This is a genomic window from Phycisphaeraceae bacterium, assembly GCA_019636735.1.
GTDB lineage: Bacteria > Planctomycetota > Phycisphaerae > Phycisphaerales > SM1A02 > VGXK01.
In genome coordinates this window covers 22114-36083 of the sequence record JAHBWY010000002.1, presented here as the reverse complement: position 1 = coordinate 36083, position 13970 = coordinate 22114, and the positions used below count along the sequence as shown (strand labels likewise).

Sequence of the window (13970 nt, the reverse complement as noted above, 5' to 3'; positions counted from 1 at the left end):
CGATGCGCAGGAATGGAACTCGAACGACGAAGAAGCGTGGATTCACCCTGATCGAAGTGCTGATTGTGGTCGTGATCCTCGGCGTGCTGGCAGCCCTGGTCATTCCGAGCGTCACGAGCGCGCTCTCCGATGCGAAGTCGGAGGCGGCCGATGCTCGCGGCAGCCAGATCCTGACGATGATCACTCGCTACAACCAGTTCAACCCCGGTTCGGCCATCCCCACGGCCGATGGAACGATCGCCGCGGACCAGTTGGCGAAGCTCGTCACGGCTGGCTACTGCACGGCCGATGACCTGGTGAACCAGCTCGATACGGCGAAGGGCTGGAACTTTGCTGGCGGCAAGGTGATTCCGCAGCCGTAATCTCACGGCACAGCCGGAACAGACGGACGCATCGAACGAGGCGTCGCGGGACCACCAGTCCTGCGACGCCTCGGCTCATTTCATGGTCAATCCGGGCCGATGAGAGACGCGAGGACCCGCGCTCTCATGGCCCTGCGACGAAACAACTCTCTGCTCTCCGTTGACTTCGGGGTCAACTCCGTGCGCCTGCTCCAGGTGGCCGGACAGCATGTCAAGGCCATGGAACTTCCCTGCGAGATCTTCTCGGCGGACCCTATCGCCGGCACTCGGGACCCCGGCGGACTCGGCGCAGACCTCACTCGAGTTCTCGCTTCGGCGGACTTCCAGGGGCGCCGCTGCGCGGTCACGCTTCCTGCGACATGCTTTCTGAAGGACACCGTGGTCCTGCCGGACCTCGATGAGGCGGATCGCGCCGAAAGCCTCTGCTGGGAGGCGGTCGATCGATTCGGCGTCGAGCACGACGAGGTCACAGTTGGCGCCTTGCGCCTGCGAGCGGGAAGTGGAGCGACGATTGTCGGCTCCATCGCGCCCGATGCGCCCGCGCCCCAGTCTCCTGCGAACAGCGCCAATTCTCAGGCCGGCTGTGAGCACCTGCTGATGGCGCTCAAGCGATCAACGGCGATGTTCGCGCTCGAGCCGCTTCTCGACGCAGGGCTTGCACCGATCCGACTTGAGTCGGCGGCGCTCGCCGGTCTTCGGACCGCGTGGACCTTCTGGTCACGGACCAGCCATGAACCACTCGCGTTCGTTCACATCGAGCCTTCCCAGGCGACGGTACTGCTGGCTCGCGAAGGAGAGCTTCTCTTTCATCGAGAGATTCCCGGCGTCTTCCAGACGATGCGAACGATCAATGCCTCCGCCGATCCCGATGCAATTCCGATGGAGGTGCGATCACCTGCGACGGATCGCCGCGCGTTCCGATGGTCGGGCCTTGCCGACGAGATTCTCCAATGCCTTCGCTATGTCGAGCGACGCGGTGCCGGTCAGTGGCCCGGCGGCCTGATCACTTCAGGGCCTGCGGCGGGCCAAGTCGAGCTGATCGCGACGCTCGAGAGCATCTGCGGCGTGCCAAGCCAGGCCGCGACCGCATCCGGAGTGGTTGACCCGCTCCCGGCCACGCTCTCGCCGTGCATCTGGGCCGCGGCCCTCGGTGCCGCAGCGATCGACCTTGGACAGCCGACGATGCTTGACACGCGGAGGGCGGCATGAGGGCCTTTCTTGTCGATCTCCTGCCGCGCGATGTGCGCGATCGCGTGCGCTCCCAGGGCGAGAAGCGGCGCTTCGGCCTGCTGCTGGTCCTGCTGGTCAGTTGCCTGGTCGGCGTCAGTCTGCACTCCTGGGATCAGGCGCGCCGCGCCCGCTTGATTCGAGAGGCATCCCTCGTCTCGCGCGATCGACTTGATGATGTCGATGTCGAGCTTCGTCGACTTGAAGCGGAGCGACAGCAGCTCGGTGCGTTCATGAGCACCTACCGGGCCGTGTCGCTGCCCATGGAGAAGAGCGATCTGCTCGCCACCATCGTCAATGTCATGCCGATTCAGGCCACGCTCACCGATCTCTCGATGCGCCTTGAGGAGCGCGTGCTGCCGCAGCCGGCGAACGCCGCCCCCACAGCACCGGGTGCTCCGCCGACCTCGCCCCCCAAGCGCCGGGTCCTCGAAATCCGCCTTCGCGGATACGCGGCGAGCAATGCCGAAGTGACGGCCTTCGAGCGCACGCTCGCAGCCACAGGGCCGCTCGCGCGGGTCACCCTGGGTGAGAACCGCTCACTCGAGACCCCCGACGGCAACTTCCAGGAGTTCGTCATCACCGCGGAAGTTGCGTTGGAGAGCATCGAGTCGGCACCTCGCACGCTTGATCCCATTGCGCTCGAATCGAGCCCACGACGCTCGGAGGCGCGGCGATGAGGTTCCCGACCCGGATCAACCTGCCGTCGCGCGAGCGCATGCTGGCCGGCCTTGGACCGACGCTGCTTGCGCTTCTCGTGCTGGCGCTCTTTGTCATTCCCAACTACTTCGCGGCTGCGGAAGCGCGGCGCGAGTCGCGGCGTGTCGATCAGGTGACGAACGAACACTTGATGAAGCGCTCGCAACTGGTCGCACTTGAGCGCGACCTCGCGCGCCTTCGTGCGGAGCGCGACCTGCGGTGCAGGATCATCGGCGACCTCGCCTCGGATCGCCTGGTGGACGCCATTGCGCGTCCAGTCGATGGTCGCTCAGTCCGAAACCAGGGCATTCGCCTGGGCATGCCCGAGAAGCTCGCCAAGGAGCAGGGTCGCCCGCTTGATCTCACGCGGCGCGTGGTCACGGTCGAAATGTCCGGCTCATTCGAGGCCATCTTCTCGGTGCTTGACGCCGCCGATCGCATCGATCAGCTCGTGGTCCCCGTGCGCCTTGAACTCGGGGCCATTCGAGGCGGGACGACGGACGAGATTAGTGTTCGGGCCACGCTCGAACTGCACTCCTTCTTCCGGGCGCAGGAGGCGTCGCGATGAAGCGAGCGCCCGAAGCTGCGCTGACCCCCTACCAGCAGATCTGCTCACGCCTCGGTGTGCAGCCGCGGCAGTTTGCCGTCCTGCTGGCGGTCGCCGGTGGCTCCATTGCACTTCTTGCGGGGAAGTCGCTCCTCTCCGGCCCGCGATCAACCGCGGCCAGTTCAACAGCCTCGCCGGTGGGCGCCATCGCAGAGGCCGCAGCGGCGAGCGCCACCGCCGCGGTCACACCGCCGGTTCCAGTGGAATCACTCCACCCGATCACGACCGGCAGTGATTCGGCCGCCGCCTCAACGGTGGTCCTCCGCCTCGACACCTCGCCGCGCCGTGATCCATTTCAGCACTTCATCGAGCGACCGAAGGAAACCCGCTCCGCAGCCGATGCGCCGGATGAACGCAGTGTTTCACCGCCTGATCTCTCCCTGTACGAGCTTCGCGCCACAATGGATGGTGAGTGGGCCATCATCAACGGCCAGACGCTTCGAGTGGGCGATGTCGTTGGCCTCGGCAGCGATGGAACGCCCATTCGACTGCGTGAGATCGGTCATCGCACGGCCGTCATCGAGTGGCGAGGACGCACATTCGAGCTCTTCTTCGCGCGCTGACAACTTCCAATGACTCACTGAATCGAGGTCCGCATGAACCCTCCGAACACCACCCCTGCACCCGAGCTTCGACCGAGTGAAGGCTCGCCAAGCTTCGGCCCCACCCGGGCGAGTGGCACGGCCGGGTCATCGATCCAGCCGCGACCCGCGCCGGGAGCCGCGGCTGTCACACCGCTGGGCCAGGTGCTGGTCGACATGGGCGCGATCACGGAGTTGCAACTCCAGGAGGCGCTCGAGCGGCAGTCTCAAGGCGGGCAGCGCCTCATGCTGGGGGAGATTCTCATCGGCATGGGGCTTGTGGACCCCGACACCATGCTCCGCGCCGTGGCGGTCAGTCGCGGCATCGATTTCGTCGAGGATCCGGCCGCCGCGGCCGAGGCCGGTGCGCTCGCGCTCGTTCCCGAGAACCTGCGGCGCGAACTCCGCGTGCTGCCACTGGCGCTTGACAAGGGCGAACTGGTGGTCGCCACCAGCGAGCCTCAGAACTTCTTCATCAAGGAACAGCTTGCCAAGGTCACCGGGTTCCGCGTGCGCTTCGTCGCGAGCCCGATCGATCAGATCGACGCGGCACTCGGCAACGCACCGACTGATTCACCGGAACTCGTCAATGACATCCTCGACGATGTCAACGAGGCGGACTTCTCGATCGCCGAGTCGCACGCGTCGGAGGCGATCGGCGGCGAGACCGACGCCGATGCGGGGCCAGTGGTCAAGCTGGTGAACTTCGTCATCTGCTCGGCGGTCAAGGAGGGGGCGAGCGACATTCATATCGAACCCGATGATGGCGTGCTGCGCGTGCGCTTCCGTGTCGACGGCGAGCTCTACACCAAGGTGAAGCCGCCCTACCGACTGCACGCCGCTGTGGCGAGCCGTGTGAAGATCATGGCGAAGCTCGACATCAGCGAGCGGCGCGTCCCGCAGGATGGTGAGATCAGCGTGAAGATCGAGGGTCGCCCCGTCGATCTCCGCGTCTCCACACTCCCGGGCAAGTTCGGCGAAAAGGTTGTCATGCGAGTGGTGGACGCGAGCGGCACGCGCCCGAGTCTCGAAAAGCTCGGCTTCCGTCCGGAGATGCTCGCGCGTTTCCAGTCGCTGATTGAACTCCCGCACGGCATCGCGCTCGTCACCGGCCCGACCGGCTCCGGTAAGAGCACCACGCTCTACGCGGCGCTCTCGACCTTCGACACCGAGACGCTCAATGTCTCGACCGTCGAGGATCCCATCGAAAGCAACCTCGTCGGCGTGCATCAGGCGCAGACCAATCCGAAGGCGGGCTTCACCTTTGCGAGCGCTCTTCGAGCCCTGCTGCGACAGGACCCCGACATCGTGATGGTCGGTGAGATTCGAGACAAGGAGACGGGCGAGATCGCCGTCCAGGCGGCACTCACCGGGCACCTGGTGTTGAGCACATTGCACACCAACGACGCCCCCAGTGCCGTGACGCGACTGGAAAACCTCGGCATTGAACCCTTCCTCGTCGCCGCTGCGCTGCGCGGCGTGCTGGCGCAGCGGCTGGTTCGGCGCATCTGCTCGCAGTGCCGCAAGGAATTCGAGCCTGATGCGGCGCAGCGCAGTGCCCTGGGTCGCTATGCCACTGACGCCACCAGGCTCTATCGGGGCACGGGCTGTCGCAAGTGCCGAGACACCGGGCTCTCCGGGCGCCTGGGTCTCTACGAGCTCTTCATTCCGGATGACGAGGTGCTTGATCTCATCAGCGCCCGTGGCGAACCGGCCGCGATGCGAAAGCTCCTCGAGCAAAAGGGCTTCGAGACCCTCTGGGATGACGGCATGAAGAAGGTGCTCGATGGCCTGACCACGAGCGAGGAGGTGCACGGTGCCTGCCGCGATTGAACAGAAGCGAGGGCAGCGTGGCGATGCGCGAAGCGCCGGAGGGCCGGAGCGCGCGACCGCTGCGGCGCCGGTCGACGGCGCCCGCAAGTTCGGCTACCGGGCCCGCAAGGGCGCCGATGTGGTCCGAGGCGTGGTCGAGGCAGCCTCCCACGCGGCGGCGGTGCGAGAGCTGCGTCGCCAGGGCCTTGTGGTGCTCGCCGTCGAACTCACGAACGCCGATGCGCCGGTCGGTGTAGCGCTTGCAGGATCGGTCAATCGCCTCTCCGCCGGCTTCAGCAAGGACGATGTCGTTTCCCTCTGCCAGCAGCTCGCCGTGATGCTCAAGACCGGTGTGCCGCTCGCCGAAGCGCTCAAGACCTTCGCCGACCAGTCGCGGAAGCGCGAGGTCCGCGAAATCGTGCAACGCATTCACGACGAGGTCTGCGAAGGTGAAGACTTCTCGCACAGCCTTTCGAAGTGGCCCAGGGTCTTTCCGCCCATTCTCGTCAGCCTGATGCAGGCGGCCGAAGCGAGCGGCATGCTCGATGAGATGCTCTCGCGTGTGGCGAAGGACCTCGCCCGCGAGCGCAAGACGGTGAAGCAGGTCAAGGGCGCAATGACCTATCCGGTCATCATGTTCCTGGTGGCCGTGAGCGCGGTGCTCGTCATCATGCTCTTCGTGCTGCCGAAGTTCATGCCGATCTTCAAGGCGCAGGGCGATCGACTCCCCGTGCCGACGAAGGTGCTCCTTGGCATCAGCAACTTCCTGCAGTTCCAGTGGAAGCTCTATGTGCCCGGCCTGCTGGTCTCGATGGGCACGCTCTTCGCGCTCTCGCAGACACCGCGAGGTCGGCGTGTGGTCGACTACATCAAGCTTCGTGCACCGGTCGTGGGACCGATGTTCCGCCAGATGTATCTCGCGCGCATGGCGAGCACCATGGCGACGCTGCTCGCGGCCGGCGTCAGTCTTCTCGAAGTGGTCGGGATCTGCCGCGCCGTGACGAACAACCACTACTACGGCTTGATGTGGGACGAACTTCGCGAGCGCATCGAGCGAGGTCAGGACATGGCCACGGCGTTCCGCAACGCCTGGTTCATTCCGCCGAATGTCTCCGCCATGTTCAACGCCGGCGAGCGCAGCGGACGACTGCCTGAGGTGCTCGGCAACATCGCGATCTACGCCGAAGAGGATCTCGAGATCGCCATCAAGGCCACGACTTCAATGATCGAGCCCATCATGATCGTGGGCATGGGTCTGCTTGTTGGTGGCATCGCCTCCGCCATGCTGCTGCCGATCTTCCAGATGAGCAAGATGAGCGGCTGAATCTGGGCCGGTTTGGACAAGGTTCCCGGCCCCCCTGCACCGAGGCCCGGCTTCACGCCATGCTCTCTTGTGGACTCACACGGGGCGGTCTGGCAGCCGCCCAGCACCGCCCCACGACTCCCGTCCGCGCATCAACAGATCGGGCATAGAGCGATAACACGAACCAATGCGATCGTCTCAAGTGCAGTACAGTCAACGGCTTGAGCCACAGAGGGGGTAGCTGTCGCCGAGCCCGATCGAGAGATCGAGCTGGTTTGGTCACGCCTTGGATCAACCGACCGTCTGGACGGTACAATCCCGGACTTGTCCAGAGGCGAAACAACCTGCCGTGATCGGGTCCTCGATGCCGCTGAAACGGTGATTCATCGCGACGGGATCGGGTCATTCACGCTCGATTCCGTGGCTGCCGAGGCGGGCGTGAGCAAGGGTGGCCTGCTCCACCACTTCCCGAGCAAGGAGCGCCTGATCGAGACACTTGTCTCGCGATCGATCGATCAGTGGGCATATGAGTGTGACGCCGCGGTGAACGCGCAACCCGAGGGGCCCGGCCGCGTGGCTCGGGCACTCAGCGCCATGTGCCTTGGCTCACCCGCAAAGTGGACCGAGCAATCGCGGCGCTCCTGCGCCGTGCTCATCGCCGCCATCGCGAACAACCCGGCGCTGGTCGCTCCGATGCGCATCAATCACCGCCGCATGCTGGAACGACTTCGCGCTGATGCGCTGCCACCGGGAACCAGCGAGATTGCCGTGCTCGCGCTGCATGGTCTCTGGTTCGAGTGGCTGCTGGGACTTGAAGAGATGGACTCCGGTCGCCTCGCCCGACTGCGCGATGCGATCGACCGTCTGCTGACGCCGGACTCGGGGGGAGAGTCACCGCATCACGGGAAGGTGAAGGAGAGATCGAAATGAAGTGGAAAGCGTTCGTTGCCGCATGTGCCGTCCTCGGCGGCTTGGCCGTCATTGGAGTCGGGCTCGCCCTCTTCAAGTGGCGCCAGATCTCGATCGCCATGGAGCAGGGCGCTCCGCCGGAGATGCCGGAAGCCGTGGCGACCGCCGAGGTCGCGCGGATCACCTGGGGGCCGACGGCTCGACTCTCCGGAACCGTCTTCGCGAAGCAGTCCGTCACGCTCTCAAACGAGGTGTCCGGCCGCGTGCGTGAAGTGAGCTTCGAGTCCGGCAAGGTGGTCGAACAGGGCGAGATCCTCGTCACTCTCGATGACTCGACCCAGCGCGCCGATCTCGAAGCGGCGCAGGCGAGCCTTCGCGTGGCCGAGGCGCAGGTGCTGACGGCCGAGAGCAATCTCCGCCTGCGTCAGGCGAGTCATCGGCGTATTGCCAACGCGCACGCGGCGGGCGCCGCCAATGAGCAGGAGCTCGACCAATCCCAGGCGAATCTCGATCAAGCCGAGGCCGCGGTCGCGCAGGCCAAGGCGGTCATGGATCAGGCCGCGGCGCTGGTCCGGCAGTTCGAGACCACCATCTCCAAGCTCACCCTGCGAGCACCATTCCGTGCCCGCGCCGGCCTTCGGAACATCCACCCCGGCCAGTTCCTTTCTGAGGGAACGACCGTCGTCGGACTCCAGAGCATCGACGACTCCATCTTTCTCGACTTCGCCGTTCCACAGGACCAGGCGTGGCGCGTGCAGCGCGGCGATGTCGTCATGGCGAGCGTGCCCATGCTCGGGCCCGACCCGCGGCCCATCACCGTTGTTGCGCTCGATGCGACGGCCGACCGAGGCACCCGCAATGTGCGCGTGCGCGGCGAGATTGCCAACCCGGGTGAAGTCCTTCGCCCCGGAATGTGGGTCGATGTCGAAGTCCCCGTTGATCGGCCGGCTGAGCATCTCTCGATACCCGCGACCGCCATCCGCCGCGCATCGTTCGGCGATCATGTGTTCGTCATCGAGCCCGACCCGGCAGCCCCCGGGGTGTTGCGGGCCCATCAGCGCCTGGTCACGCTGGGGCCGAGCCTCGGCGGCCGCACCATCGTGACCAGCGGAGTCCGCGAAGGCGAAGTGGTGGCCACGGACGGCTCCTTCAAGCTTCGTGAGGGTGTGATGGTGGCGCCCGGTGAACCGTCGGGCACTCGCGCCGCAGCCGCTCGGAGCGCCCCGTGAAGAAGCCGACGGCCTTCGAAAGTGCTGCCCGCCAAGGTCGGTTCACCGACCTCTTCGTGCGCAAGCCGGTCGTGGCGATCGTCATCAACATCGCCATTCTCGCCATCGGCTGGCGGGCGATCAGCGTGCTGCCCGTCAGGCAGTATCCGCGCCTCGAGTCGAGTTCGATCGTCATCACCACCGTCTACATCGGCGCGAGCGCCGAGACGGTTCGCGGCTTCATCACCACGCCCATCGAGCGAGCGGTCTCCGCCATCGATGGCATCGACTACATCGAGAGTTCGAGCACGGCCGGCGTCAGCGTCGTCACCGTCCGGTTGCGCCTCAACCACCCCAGCGTCAACGCCCTGGCGGAGATCTCTGCGCGCCTGAACCAGGTGCGCTCGGAGCTGCCTCCCGAGGCCGAGTCGCCGGTGGTCGACATCGTGCGCACCGACAAGCCTTACGCCACCTTCTACATCAGCTTCACGAGCGACACGCTCTCGCTGACGCAGATCAACGAGTTCCTAGTGCGCGAGGTGCAGCCCGTCTTCCAGACGATTCCCGGCGTCCAGCGCGTGGGCATCGAGGGAGCCCGGCCACTGGCGATGCGCATCTGGCTCGATGCGGCGCGAATGGATGCGCTCGACATCACGCCGCTCGAGGTGCAATCGGCCCTGACGAGGAACAACTTCGTTGCTGCTGTCGGTCGCGCGAAGGCGCCCGATGTCCAGATCGATCTGCTCACCGACACCGATCTGCGCGACCCGGCGGAGTTCGAAGCGCTGATCGTGCGCGAACGAGATGGGACCATCGTTCGACTTCGCGATATCGCGAGGATCGAGCTGGGCAGCGAGGAGCCGACCGCGCAAACTGGCTATCGGGGGAAGCCGTCGATCTACCTCTCCGTGTGGCCACTCCCCCGCGCGAACGAACTTGATGTCTCTGCCGCGCTCAAGCGGCGCATGGCCGAAGTGGCGCCCTCACTGCCGCCCAGCATCCGGATGGACCTGGCGTATGACGGCACCTACTACATGGAGAATGCGATTCGCGAGATCGGCCGAACTCTGGTCGAGACGATCTCGATCGTGGCGATCGTCGTTTTCATCTTCCTGGGCTCGGTGCGAACGGTGCTGGTGCCGCTCGTCGCGATTCCCATCTCGCTCACCGGCGCCTGCATCTTCATGTGGCTGATGGGCTTCTCGCTGAACCTGCTCACGATCCTGGCCATCGTGCTCGCGGTCGGACTGGTCGTCGACGATGCCATCGTGATGGTCGAGAATGTCGCGCGCCATGTGCGCGAAGGGTTGCAGCCCGTGACTGCGGCGCTCACCGCGGGGCGAGAGCTTGCCTCTCCCATCGTGGCCATGACGCTCACGCTCGCGGTCGTCTACACCCCGATCGGATTCCAAGGCGGCCTCACGGGCATGCTCTTCAGGGAGTTCGCGTTCACACTCGCGGCCGCGGTCGTCGTCTCCGGCCTCGTCGCACTCACTCTTTCGCCGATCATGAGCGCGGCCCTCGTCGGCTCGGGCCGTGAAGGGCGCATGACTTCACTCGTCAATCGCGGCTTCGATCGCGTGCGGCGCGTCTACGGTGCGCTTCTCGACTGGACCCTTGAGTTGCGGTGGACCATGGCGGCCGCGGCTGTCCTGATTGCGATTGCGGCGCTCCCCCTCTACATGCTCTCCGGGTCGGAGCTTGCTCCGACCGAGGACGAGGGCTTCATCATCTCCGTGGTTCAAAGCGCGCCTGATGCGACGCTCGAGTACACGCTCCGCGGCTTTGACGATGTCAATGCCATCTTCGCGGAGATCCCCGAGCGGGACTCGAACTTCAGCGTTTCGCAGGTCACGGGCGGGTTCGGCGGAGTCAAGATGCGCGACTGGCGGGAGCGACAGCGCACGACCGGCGACATCCTGCCCGAGGTCTTCATGGGGTTTTCGGGCATCACGGGCATTCGGGCGATTCCCGTCCGTCCTCCGCCGCTGCCAGGCGCAGGTCAGTTCGATGTCGAACTGATGGTGACCAGCAGCGAAGACGCCGATCGCATGGCCCAGTTCGCCCCGGCGCTGATCGGCGCCGCCTTTGCAAGCGGCAAGTTCATCTACGCCGACGGCGATCTCAAGATCGATCTCCCCCAGCTCAGGATCGAGATCGATCGCCAGAAGGTCGCTGACATGGGACTGGACCTCGCCTCGGTCGGCCGTGAACTCGCCATTCTTCTGGCCGGGGGCTATGTCAATCGCTTCAATCACAACGGGCGCAGCTACAAGGTCATTCCGCAGGTGGCGGACTCCGAGCGGGCCACTCCCGAGCAGCTTCTCCAGCTCAAGGTGCGTACGGCCAGTGGAGGCCTCGTGCCTCTCTCGAGCTTCGTCACGCTGCGCACCGAGGCGGCGCCGCGTGCGCTGACCCGCTTCCAGCAGCGCAACAGCATGAAGATTTACGGCGTGGTTGTGCCCGGCACCACGAAGGCCGAGGCGCTTGCGGTGTTGGAAGAAGCCGCCCGCGCGGTTCTGCCGCCGGGATACACGCTCGACTATGCCGGCGAGAGCCGTCAGATCCGACAGGAGGGTTCGTCGCTCACGGTCACGCTCGGCTTCGCGCTCCTGCTCATCTATCTGGTGCTGGCGGCGCAGTTCGGCTCGTTCCGTGATCCGCTCATCGTGCTGCTCGGCTCAGTGCCGCTGGCCATTTCGGGTTCGCTGATCTTTGCGTTCCTCGACCTAACGACAATCAACATCTACTCCCAGGTGGGGCTCATCACCCTCGTCGGCCTTGTCGCCAAGAACGGCATTCTCATTGTCGAGTTTGCGAACCAGCTCCAGGAGCGGGGACTCGACAAGATCTCGGCCGTGCGCGAGTCGGCGCAGACTCGACTGCGCCCGATCCTGATGACCTCTGCGGCGACGGTGTTCGGTCACTTCCCCCTGGTCATCGTGACTGGAGCCGGAGCAGCGGCGCGAAACTCGATCGGCATCATGCTCGTGAGCGGCATGGCCATCAGCACGCTCTTTACGCTCTTCGTGGTGCCTTCAATCTACGCGCTCGTCGCGGCCAAGCGATCGCCCGCGACGGACGATGCGACTGAGCTTCGGCCGGCGCCCGATCGGAATGAGGCTGTGCCGGCGAGCGGTCCCCTCAGCGTGGCATGAGTCGGATCACTTCCGGTTGATCGCTGATCCGAAGAGCTTCGAGGCTGACCTCGAGGCGCTCGACGCCTCGTTGACCGAAGGCGTCGATGACTCGGCCCGGCGCGATGAAGGTGACCTGCCGCGCTGACCAACCATCGCCGCTTCGCTGGAAGGAGAGCGGAACTTCTCGACGACCGGAGTCGAGTCGCCGAGGCGAGGCACCCTCCACTCGAACTTCCACGGCGCCACCTTCGACAATGAGCGGCAGCAGTCGATCAAGCGATGAGTCGCGCGCTGGGCCACGCGGCGCGAGATTGAAGGCAAGCCGAAGAGGTTCCGCCCGTCGTCCCGCAGGGTCGGGAATGACGATCGCCGCCGCACCTTCGTAGCCCGGTGCCGTGACTTCAACGGTCTTGCGCATCGACGCAGGTGTCCAGGTGATCATCAGGGACAGCGGGGTGCGACCCTTCGATTGGCCGTCGATCGTCACAAGCGCGCCTTCCGGGGCGCTCACGATGGTGAGACTCTCGGTGCTGGTCGACTCCGTCGGCGCGAACTCCAATGACGCCTCTGCCGTTGCGGGTGACGCGGTGCCACCCACGATGCCGGGAAGCCACTTGCGAACCTGTTGGAGATCGACGAAGCCGAGCGAGACCGCGCCAGCAAGTGCGGCTGCGGCCGCAAGTCCGACCACCAGACCCCAGCCACGACGCGCGGAGCCCCCTCCTGCTCCGCGCGCCGGGCCTCGGGGCGTTCGCATGCGCGTTGACGATTGGGTCCCGGGCCGCGTGCGAGACGACGCGACTGCGCGCGTCGACGCGGTGGTCAACGGCCGATCGAGATCAATCGCATCCTCGGCGGTACTCGGCAGAGATCCGGAGTTCCACGGCTCGGCGTGGGGCGCATTCGACTGAGCCGCTTGGCGGACAGCCTCGCCGGCTGTGAGGTTCATGGCGCTGCTCGGTCCCGCCAGATAGCGCTCAAGGGCCGCGGCCACTTCACCGGCATGCGCGAAGCGTCGCGTGCGGTCGCGATCAAGGCACCGCATCACAATCGCATTCAATGTTTCATCGATGGTCGGATCAATCGAGCGCGGTGGCTCGATGGTCGCGGCGCTGATGATCCGTGCCGCTTCATGCAGTGCGACGCCGCGCACATCGTAGGGGTACGCCTCGGCCAGCATCTCATAGAGGATGACGCCGAGCGCGTAGACATCGGTGCTCAGGTCAATCAATCTCGGGTCGCCGGCAATCTGCTCGGGACTCATGTACTGCACGGTCCCGATGAGCTGCCCGGTTTCGGTCCGCACACCCTCGATGCCAAGGTCGCCATTGGCACCTCGCGCGACACCGAAGTCGATCACCTTGACGCGACCGTGACGATCGACCAGGAGATTTGCGGGCTTCAGATCACGGTGCAGGATCTTCATCTCATGCGCGAAGGCAATCGCCTCGCACGCGCGGTGGAAGAGTTCAAGTCGACCTCGCTGATCGAGCCGGCGCGCTTGGGCAAACTCGGCGAGCGGCTTCGCATCCTCCACGAACTCAATCACCATGTAGGGAATGCCGCCGCTGCCATCGTCCCAGAGGCCATGCGCGACGATCTCCGCGATGCCGGGGTGGCGCAGGCGATCGAGAATGGCCACCTCGCGCTGGAAGCGCCCCACCGCCTCGGGGTTGTTGAAGCCGCGGGAGAGAAACTTCACCGCCACCTTGCGCGGCGGATCGCCGAAGCTGCCGGAGTAGACGCGGCCCATGCCACCCTCTCCGACAAGCTCGGTGATCTCCACGCCACCGATCGTCCGCCCGATGACTGGATCGCTGAAACGAGGCGATTGAGGCACACCCTCTCCCGGCTCAGGGGGACGGCGCGTCACCTCGCCCGGGGAACGAGAGACGATCGTGGCATCGAGGGCCTCGGGATGAGCGCCCGACGCGGACACCGCCGTGGGCTCAAGTCCGGCATCACGCTTCTCTGACGATGGTGCGGATGTGGGATCGGTCTCGACCTCGCGCGCGTTGGCTGGCGCAATGAGCGTTGGATCGACTCCTGAACCGAGATCGGCCTTGCGGTTCGGCGGAGTGTCCTCCAGCGGAATGGGCGCTTCATCCATACGCGCCCCTTC

The 13970-nt window shown here is 65.5% G+C and carries 11 protein-coding genes; 10 read left to right on the top strand and 1 reads right to left on the bottom strand.

The window, feature by feature from the left end; genetic code table 11:
• Positions 1–2: 2 nt before the first annotated feature.
• The 10 genes from KF724_02350 (at position 3) to KF724_02305 (ending at position 11866) form a co-directional block, all read left to right on the top strand.
• Complete coding sequence (locus KF724_02350) at positions 3–362, top strand: prepilin-type N-terminal cleavage/methylation domain-containing protein (protein ID MBX3354521.1); 360 nt, start codon at positions 3–5, stop codon at positions 360–362.
• A 126-nt stretch (positions 363–488) separates the two neighbouring features.
• Complete coding sequence (locus tag KF724_02345; GenBank protein MBX3354520.1) at positions 489–1571, top strand: hypothetical protein; 1083 nt, start codon at positions 489–491, stop codon at positions 1569–1571.
• Positions 1568–2269 carry a PilN domain-containing protein gene (locus KF724_02340; protein MBX3354519.1) on the top strand — a complete coding sequence of 234 codons (702 nt, stop codon included), beginning with the start codon at positions 1568–1570 and terminating at the stop codon, positions 2267–2269. The genes KF724_02345 and KF724_02340 overlap by 4 nt, the downstream gene beginning before the upstream one ends.
• Positions 2266–2856 (top strand): hypothetical protein, encoded by a 591-nt coding sequence (locus tag KF724_02335; protein ID MBX3354518.1) that lies wholly within the window; start codon positions 2266–2268, stop codon positions 2854–2856. The genes KF724_02340 and KF724_02335 overlap by 4 nt, the downstream gene beginning before the upstream one ends.
• Complete coding sequence (locus tag KF724_02330) at positions 2853–3458, top strand: hypothetical protein (GenBank protein ID MBX3354517.1); 606 nt, start codon at positions 2853–2855, stop codon at positions 3456–3458. The genes KF724_02335 and KF724_02330 overlap by 4 nt, the downstream gene beginning before the upstream one ends.
• A 33-nt stretch (positions 3459–3491) precedes the next feature.
• Positions 3492–5309 carry a Flp pilus assembly complex ATPase component TadA gene (gene tadA, locus KF724_02325; protein ID MBX3354516.1) on the top strand — a complete coding sequence of 606 codons (1818 nt, stop codon included), beginning with the start codon at positions 3492–3494 and terminating at the stop codon, positions 5307–5309.
• A complete protein-coding gene (locus tag KF724_02320) occupies positions 5293–6612 on the top strand; it encodes a type II secretion system F family protein (protein MBX3354515.1) in 1320 nt (439 codons plus the stop codon). The genes tadA and KF724_02320 overlap by 17 nt, the downstream gene beginning before the upstream one ends.
• 303 nt (positions 6613–6915) lie before the next feature.
• Entirely contained in the window at positions 6916–7521 is a 606-nt protein-coding gene (locus tag KF724_02315) for a TetR/AcrR family transcriptional regulator (GenBank protein ID MBX3354514.1), read from the top strand.
• Positions 7518–8729, top strand: coding sequence for an efflux RND transporter periplasmic adaptor subunit (locus KF724_02310; protein MBX3354513.1), 1212 nt, complete (start codon positions 7518–7520; stop codon positions 8727–8729). The genes KF724_02315 and KF724_02310 overlap by 4 nt, the downstream gene beginning before the upstream one ends.
• A complete protein-coding gene (locus KF724_02305; GenBank protein ID MBX3354512.1) occupies positions 8726–11866 on the top strand; it encodes an efflux RND transporter permease subunit in 3141 nt (1046 codons plus the stop codon). Before KF724_02310 ends, KF724_02305 begins: the two co-directional genes overlap by 4 nt.
• Here the strand turns inward: KF724_02305 and KF724_02300 are convergent.
• Entirely contained in the window at positions 11853–13958 is a 2106-nt protein-coding gene (locus tag KF724_02300; GenBank protein MBX3354511.1) for a serine/threonine protein kinase, read from the bottom strand. The two genes, KF724_02305 and KF724_02300, sit on opposite strands and share 14 nt — an antisense overlap.
• Positions 13959–13970: the final 12 nt, after the last annotated feature.

Bases quoted from the DNA above. Each gene is read 5' to 3' on its own strand.
- KF724_02350 (MBX3354521.1), top strand. From the start codon at position 3: ATGCGCAGGAATGGAACTCGAACGACGAAGAAGCGTGGATTCACCCTG.
- KF724_02345 (MBX3354520.1), top strand. From the start codon at position 489: ATGGCCCTGCGACGAAACAACTCTCTGCTCTCCGTTGACTTCGGGGTC.
- KF724_02340 (MBX3354519.1), top strand. From the start codon at position 1,568: ATGAGGGCCTTTCTTGTCGATCTCCTGCCGCGCGATGTGCGCGATCGC.
- KF724_02335 (MBX3354518.1), top strand. From the start codon at position 2,266: ATGAGGTTCCCGACCCGGATCAACCTGCCGTCGCGCGAGCGCATGCTG.
- KF724_02330 (MBX3354517.1), top strand. From the start codon at position 2,853: ATGAAGCGAGCGCCCGAAGCTGCGCTGACCCCCTACCAGCAGATCTGC.
- tadA (MBX3354516.1), top strand. From the start codon at position 3,492: ATGAACCCTCCGAACACCACCCCTGCACCCGAGCTTCGACCGAGTGAA.
- KF724_02310 (MBX3354513.1), top strand. From the start codon at position 7,518: ATGAAGTGGAAAGCGTTCGTTGCCGCATGTGCCGTCCTCGGCGGCTTG.
- KF724_02300 (MBX3354511.1), bottom strand. From the start codon at position 13,958: ATGGATGAAGCGCCCATTCCGCTGGAGGACACTCCGCCGAACCGCAAG.